A 15,600-nucleotide genomic window follows, 5' to 3' on the forward strand; every position below is an offset into this window, starting at 1 on the left:
GCTTGGAGTGGTCACGATACGTCTCCGTCAGCTCCTTCGTCGCGACGTCGACTACTCGACCAGCGAAACCCACCGCTGGTCGAGTAGTCAGGACGAGCTTGCGAAGTCCCTGACGTATCGAGACCACCCGGCAACAGATCAGCGCGAGCCAACCCCAGCGAAAGCGTGGAGTGGTCTCGATACGTCTCCGCCAGCTCCTTTATCGCGACGTCGACTACTCGACCGGCGGTCAGGCTCACTCGCGCCAGGGGCGTGGGTCGCGTCGACGGAAGTCCTTGCGGGCGAGGGTGGGGAGGAGGTCGTAGTCGCCGCGGATCAGCGCCTCGCGCTTCGCCCTCGACCACCCCTGCACCCGCTTCTCCGCGGCGTACGCGTCGGCGACGTCCTCGAACTCGTAGGCGTAGACGAGCTCGACCGGTCTGCGGCAGCGGGTGTACTCCGCGCCGATCCCGGTCTGGTGCTGGTAAAGACGTGACTCGAGGTTCCGGGTGCTGCCGACGTAGTAGCTGCCGTCGGAGCAGCGCAGGATGTACATGTAGGCCATCCAGTCAGTGCACCGACGTCGCCGGGGTCGGTCGAGCTGATGTCCACAGCTCTGTCCTGGCCTCAGCGACTGTCAGGTAGCCAGTCAGCGCGAGCCGGCTCCCAGCGTCTGCTTGGAATGGTCTCGATACGTCCGACCGAGCTCCTTCGTCGCCGGCCGGCCTACTCGACCAGCGGGACACTTCGCTGGTCGAGTAGCAGGGACGAGCTTGCGAAGTCCTGACGTATCGAGACCACCCGGCAACGGATCAGCGGGGGCCGGCTCCCAGCGAGACCTTGGAGTGGTCTCGATACGCCCGACCGAGCTCCTTCGTCGCCGGCCGGCCTACTCGACCACCGGGGCCCTTCGCTGGTCGAGTAGCAGGGACGAGCTTGCGAGGTCCCTGCGTATCGAGACCACCCGGCAACAGATCAGCGCGACCCATCCCCCAGCGACGGCTTGGAGTGGTCTCGATACGACGGGCTCAGGCTCGTTCCTCGCCGAGCCCGACTACTCGACCAGCGAACTCTTCCGCTGGTCGGTCACTGGAGAGGTGGTTGCGGGGGGAAACCGGGGCATGGGGCGGCGGCGCCTCCTCACATCAAAGTGACTATCATTCCCATGTGATGGCGCAGGGAGCGGTGGAGGTGGAGGGCCTCTCGGTGTGGGTGGGGGCGACCCCGCTTGTGCGCGACGTCTCCTGGCGACAGGCCGCTGGGGAGCGGGTGGCGCTGCTCGGACGTTCCGGCTCCGGCAAGTCGACGATCGCGCGTGCCGTCGCCGACGTCACCTCGCCGACGCTGCGCGTCCAGGGGCGCGTCAGCGTCGGTGGCAGCCAGCCTCGCCGACCGCGGGCGTCGCTCGTCGCGCAGGACTCGCAGGTCGCGCTGAACCCGCTCACCCCCGTCCGGCGGCAGCTGGCCCGACCGCTGCGCTCCGCCGGCCTGCGCGGCACTGCCCTCGACGCACGCCTCACCACCCTCCTCGCCGACGTCGGCCTCGACGCGACCGCCGTCCTCGACCGGCTGCCCGCGGAGCTGTCCGGCGGGCAGCGCCAGCGGGTGTGCATCGCGCTCGCGATCGCCGTCGACGGTCCGCTGCTGGTCGCCGACGAGCCGACCAGCGCGCTCGACGTCGTCACGCGTCGCCAGGTGGTCGACGCGCTGCGCGCCACCCGCTCGACGCTCCTGCTCATCACCCACGACCTCGAGGTCGCGCAGTCGCTCTGCACCCGGGCACTGCTCGTCGACGACGGCCGGCTCGTCGCCGACGTCGACCTCACGACGCTGCTCGACGGACCCGACCGGCACCTCGCGCACGACCTCGGACTCGTCGCATGAGCGCAGCCACCCTCACCCCAGCCGCGACCGGCCCCACCGTGCACGCGCAGAGGGTCAGCGTCCGACTGGCCGACGGCACCGACGCCCTGGCCGACGTCGACCTGCGGCTCACGTCGGCAACGTCGCTCGGCCTCGTCGGACGCTCCGGCGCGGGCAAGTCGACGCTGGCCCGGGTGCTGCTCGGCCTGCAGCGCCCGACGTCGGGCGAGGTGCTGCTCGACGGTGCCGCGCTGCCCCGACGTCGCGCGGGGCTGCGACGGTTCCGACGCTGCCTCCAGTACGTGCCGCAGGATCCGGCGGGCAGTCTCGACCCGCGCCGCGACGTCGCCGCCTGCCTCACGGAGCCGCTGCGCAGCCTGGCCATCGACGACGACCACGACACCTGCGTCGAGCGCGCCCTCGACGCCGTCGGGCTCGACACGACGTTCGCGCGACGTCGCTGCTCAAGCCTGTCGGGCGGGCAGGCGCAGCGGGTCGCGATCGCGCGCGCGATCGGCACCGGCGCGACGCTGCTGGTGGCCGACGAGCCGCTCAGCTCCGTCGACGTCGGGCTGCGCCGCGACCTCGCCGCGCTGCTGCAGCACCTGCACGTCGACCACGGCCTCGGCCTGCTGCTCATCACCCACGACCTGCACGCGGTGGCGTCGGTGTGCAGCACGGCGGCCGTGCTGCACGACGGCCGCGTGGTGGAGCACGGCAGCACCGCGCAGGTGCTCGACGCGCCCACCCACCCCGCGACCCGGGCGCTCGTCGACGCGTCCCGTCCGGGGGCGTTGGGGTGAGGCGACGAGCCACGGCTGCACCCCTGCTCGGGGCGCAGCTGGTCTTCAACGTGGGCTTCTACGCCGTCGTGCCGTTCCTGGCGATCGTGCTGCGCGACGACTACCTGCTGTCCGGCGCGGCCATCGGCCTCGTGCTCGGTGCTCGCACGTTCGCCCAGCAGGGCCTCTTCCTGCTCGGCGGCGTGCTCGTCGACGCGCTCGGGGCGCGGCGCCTCATCCTCACCGGCTGCGCGGTACGCGTGGCCGGATTCGGCACGCTGGCCCTCGCCGACGACCTGCCGACGTTCGTCGCCGGCGCCGTCCTCACCGGTCTCGGCGGTGCGCTGTTCTCCCCCGCGATCGAGACGCTCGTGGCCGCCGCGGAGCAGGCCCGCCCGAGCACATCGGGCACCCGGGCGACGCTCTTCGCGTGGCTCACCGTGGTCGGCGAGACCGGCGCCGTCGTCGGTCCGCTCGTCGGGGCGCTGCTGCTCGACTGGGGGTTCTCGGCCGTGGCGGGATCGGGTGCCGCGCTGTTCAGCCTGACGGGGCTCGTGTCGCGGCTGCCGTTGTCGATGGCGTCGCTCGGTCTGGTGCTGCTGGTGCGGGAGCACGGCGGCGGGTACGGGGCCGCGGGCCTGGTCGCTGCCGCCTACGTGGCGGCCGCTGCGGTCGTCGCTCCGGTGCACGGCCGGCTGAGCGACCGGTGGGGGCAGCGTGTGGTGCTGCTGCTCGCCGGGGCGGGGTACGCGATCGGCGTGGCTGCGGTGGTGCTGGCCGTCACGCGCGACGCCGCCGCTCCCCTGCCGCACTTGGCGGCTGCCGTGGCCGGGGTGTTCACGCCACAGACCGGGTCGCTGGTGCGGGCCCGCTGGACCCACCTGCTGCGCGACGACCGGCCGCTCCTGACCACGGCGTTCGCCATCGAGGCGGTCATCGACGAGGCCGTGTTCATCGTCGGGCCGGTGCTCGTCACGTTCCTGACCCTCCAGGTGGCCGACGTCGCGGGCCTCGCGACCGCTGCCGCCGCCGCGACGCTGGGCAGCTGGGCGCTCGCCGCGCAGACCGCGACCGAGCCGCCCGCCGGCGGTCACCGCACCGGTCCGCGCGTCGCGATGGGCTGGTCGGTGCTCGGCCCCGTGCTCGTGGCCGCGGTCGGCATCGGCGTCCTCTTCGGCTCGACCGAGGTACTGGTCGTCGCCTTCACGGAGGCCCAGGGAGAGCGCGGGGCGGCCGGGCTCGTGCTGGCGGTCTGGGCTGCCGGGAGCCTGCTCGCCGGTGTCGTCATCGGGGCGCTGCCCGCGCCGGCCGACGCCGTCGCGCGACTGCGGTGGACCGTCCTCGTCCTGGGTCTGCTGTTCGCGCCGCTGCTCCTCGCGCCCACGACCCCCTGGCTCACGGCCGGACTCTTCCTGGCGGGCGTCATGATCTCCCCGACCATGATCGCCGCGACGAGCGTCGTCGAGGAGTACGTCCCGCCGAGCCGCCTGACCGAGGCGCTCACCTGGACGAGCACCGGTCTGGCCGTCGGGGTCGCACCCGGCGCCGCCGTCGCGGGCGCCGTCGTGGACCGGTTCGGTGCCTCCGCCGGGTTCGCCGTGCCCCTCGTGGCAGGCCTCGCGGCGGCGGCCGTCGCCTGGTGGTTCCGACCGCCGCCCCGACCCGACCGTGCCCTCGTGCCCGGTGCCGTCGCGGACTAGGCTGTTCCGGGAGATGAGCACCTCCGCCGCACCGCCCCCCGACGCCCTGCTCGACGACGCCCCGCTGGACGAGCGAGCCGTCGCGCTCGTGCGACGGTGGGTCTCCACCACCGGAAAGCGGCGCAGCGACCCTGCCGCTCGACGCCTCGCGACGCTCCTGAAGGACCCGGCCGGACTCGACTTCACGATCGGCTTCGTCGACCGCGTCGTCCGACCCGAGGACGTCGACGTCGCGGCCCGCAACCTGCGTGACCTGGCGCGGTCGCTGCCGACGTTCCTGCCCTGGACCCAGCGGTTCCTGCTGCGCCTCGGCGCCGTCGTGTCGGTGCTGATGCCAGGCCTGGTGGTCCGGACGGCACGGGCCACGCTGCGACGCATGGTCGGCCACCTGGTGGTCGACGCACGTCCCGAGAAGCTGGGCCGCGCCATCGCCACGCTGCGTCGGCGCGACGACCGGCTCAACCTCAACCTGCTCGGCGAGGCCGTGCTGGGCGAGGCGGAGGCGGTGCGCCGCCGCGACCGCACCCTCGAGCTGCTGCGCCGCGACGACGTCGACTACGTGTCGGTCAAGGTCTCCGCGGTGGCCAGCCAGCTGTCGATGTGGGCCTTCGACGAGACCGTCGACCGGGTCGTCGAGCGGCTCGAGCCGCTGTACGAGGTGGCCGCCGAGCGTGGCTCGTTCATCAACCTCGACATGGAGGAGTACCGCGACCTCGACCTCACCGTGGCGGTGTTCACCCGCGTGCTCGAGGCGCACCCGCAGCTCGAGGCGGGGATCGTGCTGCAGGCCTACCTGCCCGACGCGCTCTCCGCGATGCAGCGTCTGCAGGGCTGGGCACGGGCCCGGCGCGAGGCGGGCGGCGCCGCCATCAAGGTCCGCGTCGTCAAGGGCGCCAACCTCGCCATGGAGCGTGTCGACGCGACCCTCCACGGTTGGCCGCTGGCCACCTGGGGCAGCAAGCAGGAGACCGACACCCACTACAAGCGGGTGCTGCGCTGGGCGCTCACGCCCGAGCGGGTCGACGCCGTCCGCATCGGCGTCGCCGGTCAGAACCTGTTCGACGTCGCCTACGCCTGGCTGCTCGCCGGCGACCGCGGCGTGCGCGACGCGGTCGACGTCGAGATGCTGCTCGGCATGGACGCCGGCCCGGTCGCCGCGGTCCGCGACGACGTCGGTGCCCTGCTGCTGTACACGCCAGTGGTGCACCCCGACGAGTTCGACGTCGCGATCTCCTACCTCGTCCGCCGGCTCGAGGAGAACGCCAGCCCCGAGAACTTCATGTCGGCCGCGTTCGACCTCGCCGACGACCCCGAGGCCTTCGAGCGGGAGGCGAGCCGCTTCCTCGACTCCGTCAAGGCCCTCGACGACGTCGTGCCCCCGCCGCACCGCGTGCAGGACCGCCGCACCGACGCGACCGACCACCACGTGCACGCGCACACGGACGGCTTCTCCAACACCCCCGACACCGACCCGTCCACAGCGGGCAACCGGGTGTGGGGACGTCAGGCGCTGTCGCGCTCCACGTACACGCAGGTCGGCCTGTCGACCATCGAGACCAACCGGGTCCACGGTCCGGCCTCGCTCGAGACGCTCGTGGTCGGTGCTCGCGAGGCCGGTCGCGACTGGGCTGCGCGGGGCGCCGAGGTGCGCGCCTGGATCCTGCACCAGGCGGCAGCGGCACTCGAGACCCGCCGCGGCGACCTCGTCGCCGTCATGGCCGCGGAGACCGGCAAGACCATCGCCGAGGCCGACGTCGAGGTGAGCGAGGCGATCGACTTCGCCCACTACTACGCCGAGTCGGCGCGTCGGCTCGAGGTGGTCGACGGCGCACGGTTCGAGCCGGTCGCCCTCACCGTCGTCACGCCGCCGTGGAACTTCCCGGTCGCCATCCCCTGCGGCTCCGTCGTCTCCGCGCTCGCCGCCGGCAGCGCCGTCGTCATCAAGCCCGCGCCGCAGAGCCCCCGCTGCGCGGCCGTGATGGTCGAGGCGCTCTGGCAGGGAGGCGTGCCGCGCGACGTGCTGCGCTACGTCACCCTCGAGGAGGGCGAGCTCAGCCAGTCGCTCGTGTCCCACCGGTCGGTCGACCGGGTCATCCTCACCGGCTCCTGGGAGACCGCCGCCCTGTTCCGTTCCTGGCGGCCCGACCTGCCGCTGATGGCCGAGACGAGCGGCAAGAACGCGCTCGTCGTGACGCCCAGCGCCGACCTCGACCTCGCCGTGGCCGACCTCGTGAAGAGCGCCTTCGGGCACGCCGGGCAGAAGTGCTCCGCCGCCAGCCTCGGCATCCTCGTCGGCTCGGTCGCGACGTCCGAGCGGTTCCGTCGCCAGCTCGTCGACGCGGTCACGTCGTTGAAGGTGGGCTGGCCGGACGATCCCGACGTCTCCGTCGGACCCGTCGTCGAGGCACCGACGGGCAAGCTGCTCGACGCGCTCACCGTGCTCGGCGAGGGCGAGGAGTGGCTCGTCGAGCCCCGTCGCCTCGACGAGACCGGTCGGCTCTGGTCGCCCGGCGTCAAGGTCGGCGTCCAGCCGGGCAGCACGTACCACCGAACCGAGTACTTCGGTCCGGTGCTCGGCCTCATGCACGCCGCCGACCTCGACGAGGCGATCGCGTGGCAGAACGCCACCGACTTCGGCCTCACCGCCGGCATCCACTCCCTCGACCCCGACGAGGTCAACCGCTGGCTCGAGACCGTCGAGGCAGGCAACCTCTACGTGAACCGCGGCATCACCGGCGCGATCGTGCAGCGTCAGCCGTTCGGCGGTTGGAAGCGCTCCAAGGTCGGTGCCACGAGCAAGGCCGGCGGGCCCAACTACCTCTGCCACCTCGGCACCTGGCACCGTCGACCCCTGCGCCACGTGCCCGACGACGTGGCACTGGCGCCCGAGGTCGGCGCGCTGCTCGACGCCGTCGCCCCGCACGTGCTCCAGGACCCGCTGGCCCAGCTGCGCGCCGCCGCCGGGTCCGACGAGGTCGCCTGGCAGCGGGAGTTCGGCCGCGAGAAGGACGTCAGCGGGCTGGGCGTCGAGCGCAACGTGTTCCGGTACCGCGCCGGCAGCGTCCACGTGCGGCTGGGCGACGACCTCGTCCTGGCCGCCCGTGTGCTGCTGGCCGCCCGTCGCTCGGGTGCGACCGTCACGGTCTCCTCCCCCGTGCCGCTGCCCGACGGCCTCGCCGACGACCACGTCGTCGAGGACGCGCAGGCGTGGCTGCGTCGGATGGCCGGCGAGCGGCCGGGCGTGGTGCGCCTGCTCGACCCGTCCCTCGCCCGACCGCTCGCGGAGGCCGTCGAGGGCGACCCCGACGTCGCCGTGCACGCCGACGAGGTCACGTGGTCCGGCCGGGTCGAGCTGCTGCCGTTCGTGCGCGAGCAGGCCGTCACGATCACGGCGCACCGCTTCGGCAACCACGACCCCGCCTTCGACCGGGTGCTGCCCCGCTCCTGAGGTCTCAGCCCTGCTGCAGGCCCGGCGGCAGGGGTGCGCGCCAGCCCCGCCAGAGGGCCAGGAGGCGCCAGCCGACGCAGAGCGCCCCGGCGCCGACGTACGCCCACCAGCCGAGGCCGGCCCCGTGCGCGAGGACGGCGAGCAGCGCGCCGGCGAATGCCGGTGTCGCGTACAGCTCCTCGCGGAAGATCACGGGCACCCGCCCGGCGAGCACGTCGCGCAGGATCCCGCCGCCGATCGCGGTGACCATGCCCAGCAGCGCCGCGGGCAGGACCCCGAGGCCGTACTCGGCGGCCTTGACCCCGCCGGCCACGCAGAACACCGCCGCTCCGACCGCGTCGAGCACGGTGATCTGGGACTCCCGGCGTCCGAACGTCGGGTGGAAGGCGAAGACCACCACCGACGCGACGGCCGGCACGAGCAGGTAGCGCCAGTCCAGCAGGGCCGCCGGCGGCACGGCACCGATGAGCACGTCGCGCAGGACGCCGCCGCCGAGGCCCGTGACGAGTCCCAGCACTGCGGCGCCGAAGACGTCGAGCTCCTTGCGGACGGCCACGATCGCGCCCGTGCATGCAAACACCGCGATCCCGACCAGGTCGAGCGTCACGATCCACACCTCGGGCACACCGAGAGCCTAGGACGTCGCCCCGGTGGCGGGCGAGCGTGTCGCCGCAGCGGGGCCTCGACGGACGCCTACGATGGCAGTGCAACCAGTGGGAGGACGCTCGATGCGCGAACTCGGCCCCGATCGGCTCAGCGACGACGGACGGTACCTCGTCCTGCGCGAGCCCGGTCGACCGGAGCTGTTCCGCGTGCCCGTCGACCGGCGGCTCGCCGCCCTCGTCGAGGCCTCCCCCCGTGCCCGGGGCCGTGCCCACGGCCAGATGGAGATCACGATGGAGAGCAGCCTCACCCCGCGCGAGATCCAGACCCGGATCCGGCGCGGCGAGTCCCCCGACCAGGTCGCCGAGTCCGCCGGCGTGCCCACCGAGCAGATCGAGGGCTTCGCGACCCCGGTGCTCGCCGAACGTGCCTACATGGCCGAGCAGGCCCGCACCACGACGATCCGTCGCCGCCACGCCGCCGGACCGGGCGTGCTGCTCGGCGCGGCCGTCGACGAGAGCGTCGCGGCCCAGGGCGGCGTGCCCGAGGAGGCTGCGTGGGACGCGTGGCGACGCGAGGACGGTCGCTGGACCGTGCAGGTCTTCGCGCCCGACGCGCTCGAGCCGGCCCGGTTCTGCTTCGACGCCAAGAGCCGCTACGTCCTGCCCGACGACGAGGCCGCCCGCCTGCTCGTGGGCGACGTCGCCGCACCGGAGGCGACCGACATGGCCATCGCCGACGCGCTGCGTGCCGACGAGGAGCGGGTCGAGGAGCCGACGGCCCCCGAGGCGGAGCCGGAGGAGCAACTGCTCGTGCACCTGCCCGACGAGGCGCCGCACGCGCTGGTGCACTCGCTCAAGGAGGCCCGCGACCGTCGGGCCATGGAGCAGCTCTCCCTCACCGACGAGCCCGCTGCCGAGCCGGTGCGTCCTGCCCAGCGTCGTGACGAGCCGCAGGGCCGGGAGCTGCGGTCATGCGCCGACGGTGGTGGCGCCGGCACAGCACCTCGTAGCCGACCGACGGGGTCGGTCGTTCGGGGTCGTCGACGTCGCCGACGACGATGACCTCGCCCTCGGTGACCATCACGCCGTCCTCCGTACGGGCGTTGTGCGTGGCGCGCTCCCCGCACCAGCACAGCGCCTCGACCTGCAGCGGCAGGACCCGGTCGGCGAGCTCGACCAGCCGGGCGGCTCCGGGGAAGAGCCGGGTCCGGAAGTCGGTGAGGATGCCGAAGCAGAACACGTCGATGTCGAGCTCGTCGGCGATCTTGGCGAGCTGGTCGACCTGCTCGGGCGTGTAGAACTGCGCCTCGTCGCACACCAGGTAGTCGATGCGTCCGCCGCGGGTCAGCTCGTCGACGACGTGCTCCCAGAAGTGCAGGTGCTCCTCGACCTCGGTGGCCGGCACCGACAGGCCGAGCCGGCTGGAGAGCGTCGCCTCGCCGGCGCGGTCGTGCGAGGCGAAGACGCGTCCGACCCGCCCGCGGGCCCGGTGGTTGTGGTCGAGCTGCAGGGCGAGGGTGCTCTTCCCGCAGTCCATCGTGCCGGAGTAGAAGATCAGGTCGGCCACGGGCTCATCCTCCCAGCGGGGTCACGTCGCGAGCAGCACGGGGATCCGCAGCTCGGCCTCGGTGACCGACCCGTGGAAGCCCTTCATGCGCATCTCGAGCGGGAAGTCGTCGGTGCTGAAGACCCCGAAGTCGCCGAGCGCGGCGACGACGACGTCGCCGACCCGTCCGGCGACCTCCGGAGCCAGGGGGCCGAACCAGTCGTCGAGCTCGTCGCGGGTGCGCACCACCGCCCGGTCGCCGCACGCGGCCCGCCAGCGCTCGGCGACGGCCTCGCGCTCCTGACGCGCCGTGTACAGGTGCCGGAACCGTGCCTCCCCGGCGAGCAGGTCGACACCCTCGAGCAGGTCGGGACGGTCGGCGACGTCGAACCGGCCCTCGGCCGGCAGGTCGACCATGCCGTGGTCGGCGGTCACGAGGAGCACGGTGTCGTCGGGCAGGAGGTCGCGCAGCTGCGCCGTCTCGCGGTCGACCGTGACCAGCACGTCGCGCCACTCCTGCGACGTCGAGCCGTGCGCGTGGCCCGCGTGGTCGAGCCGCGACTCGTAGGCGTAGACCAGCGAGCGGTCGGCGTCCTCGACGACGTCGGCGACGACGTCGAGACGCTCCCACACGGAGCCGACCCCGTGGAACGGCGCGCCACGCTGGCTGCAGAGCGTGAGACCGGAGCCCTCGAAGCGCGACTCGTTGACGCTGGCGGCGTTCAGTCCCGCCTCGTGGAGACGCTGGAGCACCGTGGGGTGACGCTGCCACTGCTGGGCGTCGACCGGCTGGTCCCAGGCGAGGGCGTTGAACCGACGGCCTGTCTCTGGCACCCGTGAGGTGTAGCCGACGACGCCGTGCGATCCCGCGCGCAGCCCGGTGCCGAGCGACGTGAGGCTCGTGACGGTCGTCGACGGCACGCCGCAGACGACGTCGGGGACCGAGGGCAGGGACGACAGGAACGGCGCGAGGTGCGCGTGCTCGCGCAGCAGCTGCTCCCCCATCCCGTCGACGAGGAGCACGACGTAGCGGCGCGCCTCGGGAAGGCCGAGCGTGTCGTGGAAGCCGAGGTCGGGTCCGGCGACGACGGCCGCGGCGGACGTCATGACCTCGTGCAGTCCGTGGCGGCCCGCGGGTCCGGGTCGGCTCATGCGGTGCCGCTCGTGGCGGCCGAGAGCCGCCGCGCGAACTCCAGCAGTCGCTCCACCGCCGCGCCGCCGTCGGCCGCGGAGCTGAGCCGCAGCGAGAAATCGTCACCCGTCAGGTTGCCGGTGTAGCCGTGGTCGGCGTCGCAGTCGGGGTCGCTGCACTGCGCCGGCTCGAGGTCGAGGTGCGACACGGCACCCCAGCCGATCGTGACCACGGCCTCCTCGAGTTTGCCCGACGTCGCGACCATGCGGGTGACGACCACCGACCGGATGCGGTGGATCGACACCGCCTCGCTCGTGGTGGAGGTGTAGGGCTTCGGGAGCAGGTCGTCCGGCGGGTGCTCGTCGGTGTGCACGAGCACCACGCGCGACGGCGTCATCACCAGGACGGTCATGTGACGGCGGATCTCGTCGCGCTCGAACGTCGGCTCGTGGTGCACGACGTGCGCGAGGACGTCCTCGCCGGCGAGGGCGTCACGGAGACCGGCGGTGACGATGTCGGGGTAGTAGCCGCTGCGGGCGATCTCGGTGAAGACGTCCGAGCTCGGGCCGGCGGGGCGCTCGCGTCGCATCAGGCCAGCGTATCCCTGCTCGGGGTGCTGAGTCGTCGCACGTACCGCTCCTCGCGCCGGTCGGTGGCGGGCACGATCTTGGCGCGCGCGCTGAGCGCCGTCAGCCCGCCCTCGTGGACGAGCACCGGCTCGAGGTCGAGCTCGGCCACCTCGGGGAGGTCGTCCTTCAGCGCCGCCAGCCGCAGGATGACGTCCTGGATGGCGGCGGTGTCGACCGGCTCCGACCCGCGGTACCCGTAGAGCAGCGGCGCGGACCGCAGGTCCTGGATCATCGACTCGGCGTCGACGTCGGTGAGCGGGGGGATGCCGTAGGCGCGGTCGCCGAGCAGCTCGCTCGACGCGCCGGCCAGGCCGAACGACACGAGCGGGCCGAAGAGGGCGTCCTCGGTGACCGTGAACGACAGCGGGATGCCCGCCGGTGCCGACCGCTGCACGAAGAACCGGGTGTCGGCGCGCATGCCGGGCCAGGAGGTCAGCTGGTCCCACGCCTCGGTCATGTCCTGGCGGTCCTGGATGTTGCGCCAGATGTGCGCGAGGTCGGGGCGTGCGCGCAGGTGCTCGCTGCCGGCCTTGAGGACGACGTCCCAGCCGAGCTGCTCGGCCGCGGCGATCGCCTCCTCCGGGTCGTGCACGTTGATCCACGTCCAGAGGTCGATGCCGTAGCAGGCGAGCAGCGCGTGCACCTGCTCCGTCGACAGGATCGCGCCCCGCGGTGCGTGCGAGAGGACGTCGCGCACGAGCGCACGGGCGTCGCCCGTGCGGATGTCGGTGTGAGCCCGGAACTCGCCGTGGTCGCGGGCGGCCCACTCGGCGTACGTGACCACGCGGGCCAGGGCGCGGACCGCGGACTCCGGGGCCGGGTACGACGGGACCGAGCCGCGTCCGGCCGAGCCACCCTGCACGTCGGGGACGCGCAGCAGCTCGGGGATGCCCTCGGTGCCGAGGAAGGTCGAGACGATCGGCTTGTCGGACTGCTCGCCGATCGACGCCAGCACGTTCGCGACCTCCTCGCCGGAGGTGTTGAGCGGCGGGATGTAGACGACCATGAGCGCGTCGATGTCGTCGGACGCGAGGGCCGTCTCGATGGCGACCTCGAAGTCGTCGGCGCCGGCGTCGGCACCGAGCGGGACGGAGTCGGCGACCTGCAGGCCGGTGGCGGTGGCCGCGTCGGCGACCAGCAGGCCCATGGCGTCGGAGTTGCCGACGACGCAGATCCGGTTGCCGCGCGGCAGCGGCTGGTGCGCGACGAGCTGCCCGACGTCGAACATCTCCTCGAGCGTGTCGACCTGCACGACCCCCGCCTGGCGGAACATGGCGTCGACGGCCGCCTGCGGCGCGGTGCTGCGCTTGACGGCGTGGCCGACCGGGACGCCCTGCGTCGAGCGACCCGACTTCACGGCGACGACGGGCTTGGACTCCGAGACGCGTCGGGCGATCCGCGAGAACTTGCGCGGGTTGCCGATGGACTCGAGGTAGAGGAGCACGACCTCGGTGTCGTCGTCCTCCTGCCAGTACTGCAGGAGGTCGTTGCCGGAGACGTCGGCGCGGTTGCCGGCGGAGACGAACGTCGAGAGGCCGAGACCACGCCGCGACACCGACTCCAGGATCGCCGTGCCGAGCGCACCGGACTGGCAGAAGAAGCCCACGCGACCCTGGGGCGGCATGGCGGTGGAGAGCGAGGCGTTCAGCTGGACGGCGGGTGCGGTGTTGATGACGCCGAGGCAGTTGGGACCCACCAGGCGCAGCCCGTAGGAGCGGGACAGGTCGAGCAGGGTGCGCTGACGCTGGCGACCCTCCGGGCCCTCCTCGGCGAAGCCGGCCGAGATCACGACGAGCCCGTGCACGCCCTTGGCGGCGCAGTCGAGCACGACGTCGTTGACCGACTCCGCCGGCACGGCCACGATCGCGAGGTCGACCTCGTGCGGGATGTCCTTCACGCTCTTGAACGCCGGCAGGCCCGACACGGCCTCCGCCTGGCTGTTCACGGCGTACACGCTGCCCTGGTAGTCCCCCAGCACGAGGTTGCGCACGATGGTCTGGCCGATCGAGCGCTGGCGGCGGCTCGCGCCGACCACGGCGATGCTGCGCGCGGCGAAGATCCGCTCGATCGAGGCGGCCTCGGCACGCTGCTCGCGCGAGCGCATGACGCCCACGGCGGAGTCGGTGGGGTCGATGCGGAACGAGAGCTGCTGCACGCCGTCCTCGTACTCCGTGGCGACGCGGTAGCCGGCGTCGCGGAAGGTCTGGATCATCCTGGAGTTGTCGGGCAGCACCTCGGCGACGAACTTCTCCAGCCCGCGCTCGCGCCCGGCTTGGGCGAGGTGCTCGAGCAGCAGCTGCCCGACCCCGCGACCCTGGTGCGCGTCCTCCACCAGGAACGCGACCTCGGCCTCGTCGTCGCTGGTGGCGTCGTAGCGCCCGACCCCGATGATGTCGTCGTGCAGCGTGAGCACGAACGCGACGCGACGGTCGAGGTCGACATGCGTGAACCGCTCGACGTCGCGCGCCGAAAGCGTCGGGTACGGGGCGAAGAACCGGTAGTACTTCGACTCGTCGGAGACCCGGGAGTAGAAGGCGACGAACGCGTCGGTGTCCTCGGGCGTGATCGGCCGCAACTGCGCGACGCGACCGTCCTTCAGGAGGACGTCGGCGTCCCACGACGGCGGTCGTCCGTCCTCGTAGGTCGTGGGCTCTCGGTGCACTGCTCCAACCTACCGGTCGGCTGCTGCGTCCTCGCTCCACCCGAGCGCCGTAGAGTTCCCACGACGACACGCCGGGGCCGAGGTCCATCAGTGCGTCCCCTACGAGAGGCCGACCGTGACACCCATCGAAACGCTGCGGGTCATGGTGCGGCGAGGGGCCGGCAGCATCGAGCGCGCTCCCGGCTACCGTGAGGCCGTCGCGCAGATCCACCGGAGTTCGATCGACGAGGTCGATCGAGGGTTCCTCGTCGAGCTCTACTGGGCGACGAGGGACCTCTTCACACGCAACCAGGTCCTCAAGGCGCTCGTCCTTCGATGCGAGGAGCAGGACCTGGGGGACTTCTTCCTGGCAGCGATCAAGCGGGAGAAGATGCTGCACGACCTTCGTCTCACGGCGGTCCGCGGGTACGCCGCCCACGCCACCGAAGCAGAGGTCGAGCCATGGATGAAGCGGCTCTCGACGTCGCTCGCGAAGATCCCCGAGCACACGCCCGCAGCCTTCGACACGTACACACCGCTCCTGTCTCCGTTCGGCCTGCCCTACCTCGCGGACCGCTACGGCTACCGGTGCTTCGTCGACACCCTCGCGCAGGTGTGGAGCCAGTACGACGCGATTCCCGCCGAGTACGCACGGTTCAGGCCGACCTGGCGCATCGGCGCGGACGGCACCCTGGTCGACGAGCCGCTCGACGCGCCACCGCGCTGACGACGGTCACCTCGCCCCAGGCGCCGGTGCGGCGTGGCGACGCACCGGGCGCGAGCCGGGCCAGGGATGATGGGTGACGCCTGAGTGGAAGCCGGAGGACTCCGGCTCCTGAGTGATCGAGAGAGGTTGCATGGCCCGCAGCAGCACCCCGAGCCCCCCCGAGGAGTTCGACGAGCACATCATCGACACCGACATCACGGACGAGATGAATGCCAGCTACATCGAGTACGCGTACTCGGTGATCTACTCGCGGGCCATCCCCGACGCCCGCGACGGTCTCAAGCCCGTGCAGCGCCGCACGCTCTTCACGATGGACGACATGGGCCTGCGCAGCGACCGCGGCCACGTCAAGAGCGCCCGCGTCGTCGGTGAGGTCATGGGTCGGATGCACCCGCACGGCGACGGCGCGATCTACGACGCCCTCGTGCGGCTCGTGCAGGCGTGGTCGATGCGTCTGCCCCTCGTCGACGGGCACGGCAACTTCGGCTCGCCGGACGACCCGCCGGCCGCGATGCGCTACACCGAGTGCCGCATGGACGCCGCCGCGG

Annotated in this window: 12 protein-coding genes and 1 pseudogene; 7 read left to right on the forward strand and 6 right to left on the reverse strand. The window is 72.7% G+C overall.

Annotation, left to right across the window (positions count from 1 at the left end):
* Positions 1 to 235: 235 nt before the first annotated feature.
* A complete protein-coding gene (locus A6Q79_RS04830; protein WP_067860615.1) occupies positions 236 to 544 on the reverse strand; it encodes a GIY-YIG nuclease family protein in 309 nt (102 codons plus the stop codon).
* A 605-nt stretch (positions 545 to 1,149) separates the two neighbouring features.
* On the opposite strand from A6Q79_RS04830, the gene A6Q79_RS04835 reads away from it, so the two are divergent.
* Genes A6Q79_RS04835 through A6Q79_RS04850 form a run of 4 tightly spaced genes read left to right on the forward strand, consistent with a single transcriptional unit; the run spans position 1,150 to position 7,772 of the window.
* Positions 1,150 to 1,863, forward strand: a complete 714-nt coding sequence (locus A6Q79_RS04835) for an ATP-binding cassette domain-containing protein (protein ID WP_286691221.1) — start codon at positions 1,150 to 1,152, stop codon at positions 1,861 to 1,863.
* The gene (locus tag A6Q79_RS04840) at positions 1,860 to 2,645 is read left to right on the forward strand and encodes an ATP-binding cassette domain-containing protein (RefSeq protein ID WP_286691184.1); all 786 of its coding nucleotides are present in this window, start codon (positions 1,860 to 1,862) and stop codon (positions 2,643 to 2,645) included. The genes A6Q79_RS04835 and A6Q79_RS04840 overlap by 4 nt, the downstream gene beginning before the upstream one ends.
* The gene (locus A6Q79_RS04845) at positions 2,642 to 4,324 is read left to right on the forward strand and encodes an MFS transporter (protein WP_317696759.1); all 1,683 of its coding nucleotides are present in this window, start codon (positions 2,642 to 2,644) and stop codon (positions 4,322 to 4,324) included. Before A6Q79_RS04840 ends, A6Q79_RS04845 begins: the two co-directional genes overlap by 4 nt.
* 13 nt (positions 4,325 to 4,337) lie before the next feature.
* Complete coding sequence (locus A6Q79_RS04850; protein WP_317696762.1) at positions 4,338 to 7,772, forward strand: proline dehydrogenase family protein; 3,435 nt, start codon at positions 4,338 to 4,340, stop codon at positions 7,770 to 7,772.
* A gap of 4 nt (positions 7,773 to 7,776) precedes the next feature.
* Here A6Q79_RS04850 and A6Q79_RS04855 read toward each other — a convergent pair whose 3' ends face one another.
* Positions 7,777 to 8,397: a trimeric intracellular cation channel family protein gene (locus A6Q79_RS04855; protein ID WP_144433731.1), complete on the reverse strand. Its 621-nt coding sequence runs from the start codon at positions 8,395 to 8,397 to the stop codon at positions 7,777 to 7,779.
* 103 nt (positions 8,398 to 8,500) lie between these two features.
* On the opposite strand from A6Q79_RS04855, the pseudogene sepH reads away from it, so the two are divergent.
* A pseudogene (gene sepH / locus A6Q79_RS04860) lies at positions 8,501 to 9,253 on the forward strand (septation protein SepH); the annotation flags it as partial.
* Between the two features lie 19 nt (positions 9,254 to 9,272).
* On the opposite strand, the gene A6Q79_RS04865 reads toward sepH, so the two are convergent.
* From A6Q79_RS04865 to A6Q79_RS04880, 4 genes are read right to left on the reverse strand one after another with little or no spacing between them, the layout of a single operon-like run.
* Positions 9,273 to 9,944, reverse strand: a complete 672-nt coding sequence (locus A6Q79_RS04865) for a thymidine kinase (RefSeq protein ID WP_317696766.1) — start codon at positions 9,942 to 9,944, stop codon at positions 9,273 to 9,275.
* Between the two features lie 21 nt (positions 9,945 to 9,965).
* A complete protein-coding gene (locus A6Q79_RS04870) occupies positions 9,966 to 11,075 on the reverse strand; it encodes an alkaline phosphatase family protein (RefSeq protein WP_067857085.1) in 1,110 nt (369 codons plus the stop codon).
* The gene (locus A6Q79_RS04875; protein WP_067857083.1) at positions 11,072 to 11,644 is read right to left on the reverse strand and encodes a DUF5998 family protein; all 573 of its coding nucleotides are present in this window, start codon (positions 11,642 to 11,644) and stop codon (positions 11,072 to 11,074) included. Before A6Q79_RS04875 ends, A6Q79_RS04870 begins: the two co-directional genes overlap by 4 nt.
* Positions 11,644 to 14,346 carry a GNAT family N-acetyltransferase gene (locus A6Q79_RS04880; RefSeq protein WP_317696772.1) on the reverse strand — a complete coding sequence of 901 codons (2,703 nt, stop codon included), beginning with the start codon at positions 14,344 to 14,346 and terminating at the stop codon, positions 11,644 to 11,646. The genes A6Q79_RS04875 and A6Q79_RS04880 overlap by 1 nt, the downstream gene beginning before the upstream one ends.
* 115 nt (positions 14,347 to 14,461) lie before the next feature.
* On the opposite strand from A6Q79_RS04880, the gene A6Q79_RS04885 reads away from it, so the two are divergent.
* Both A6Q79_RS04885 and A6Q79_RS04890 read left to right on the forward strand, forming a co-directional pair.
* A complete protein-coding gene (locus A6Q79_RS04885) occupies positions 14,462 to 15,052 on the forward strand; it encodes a hypothetical protein (protein WP_286691067.1) in 591 nt (196 codons plus the stop codon).
* Between the two features lie 130 nt (positions 15,053 to 15,182).
* On the forward strand, positions 15,183 to 15,600 hold a 418-nt coding region (locus A6Q79_RS04890; RefSeq protein ID WP_317696777.1), incomplete at its 3' end, for a DNA gyrase subunit A.

The sequence above is a fragment of the Aeromicrobium sp. REDSEA-S32_B7 genome, assembly GCF_001626145.1.
Lineage (GTDB): Bacteria > Actinomycetota > Actinomycetes > Propionibacteriales > Nocardioidaceae > Aeromicrobium > Aeromicrobium erythreum.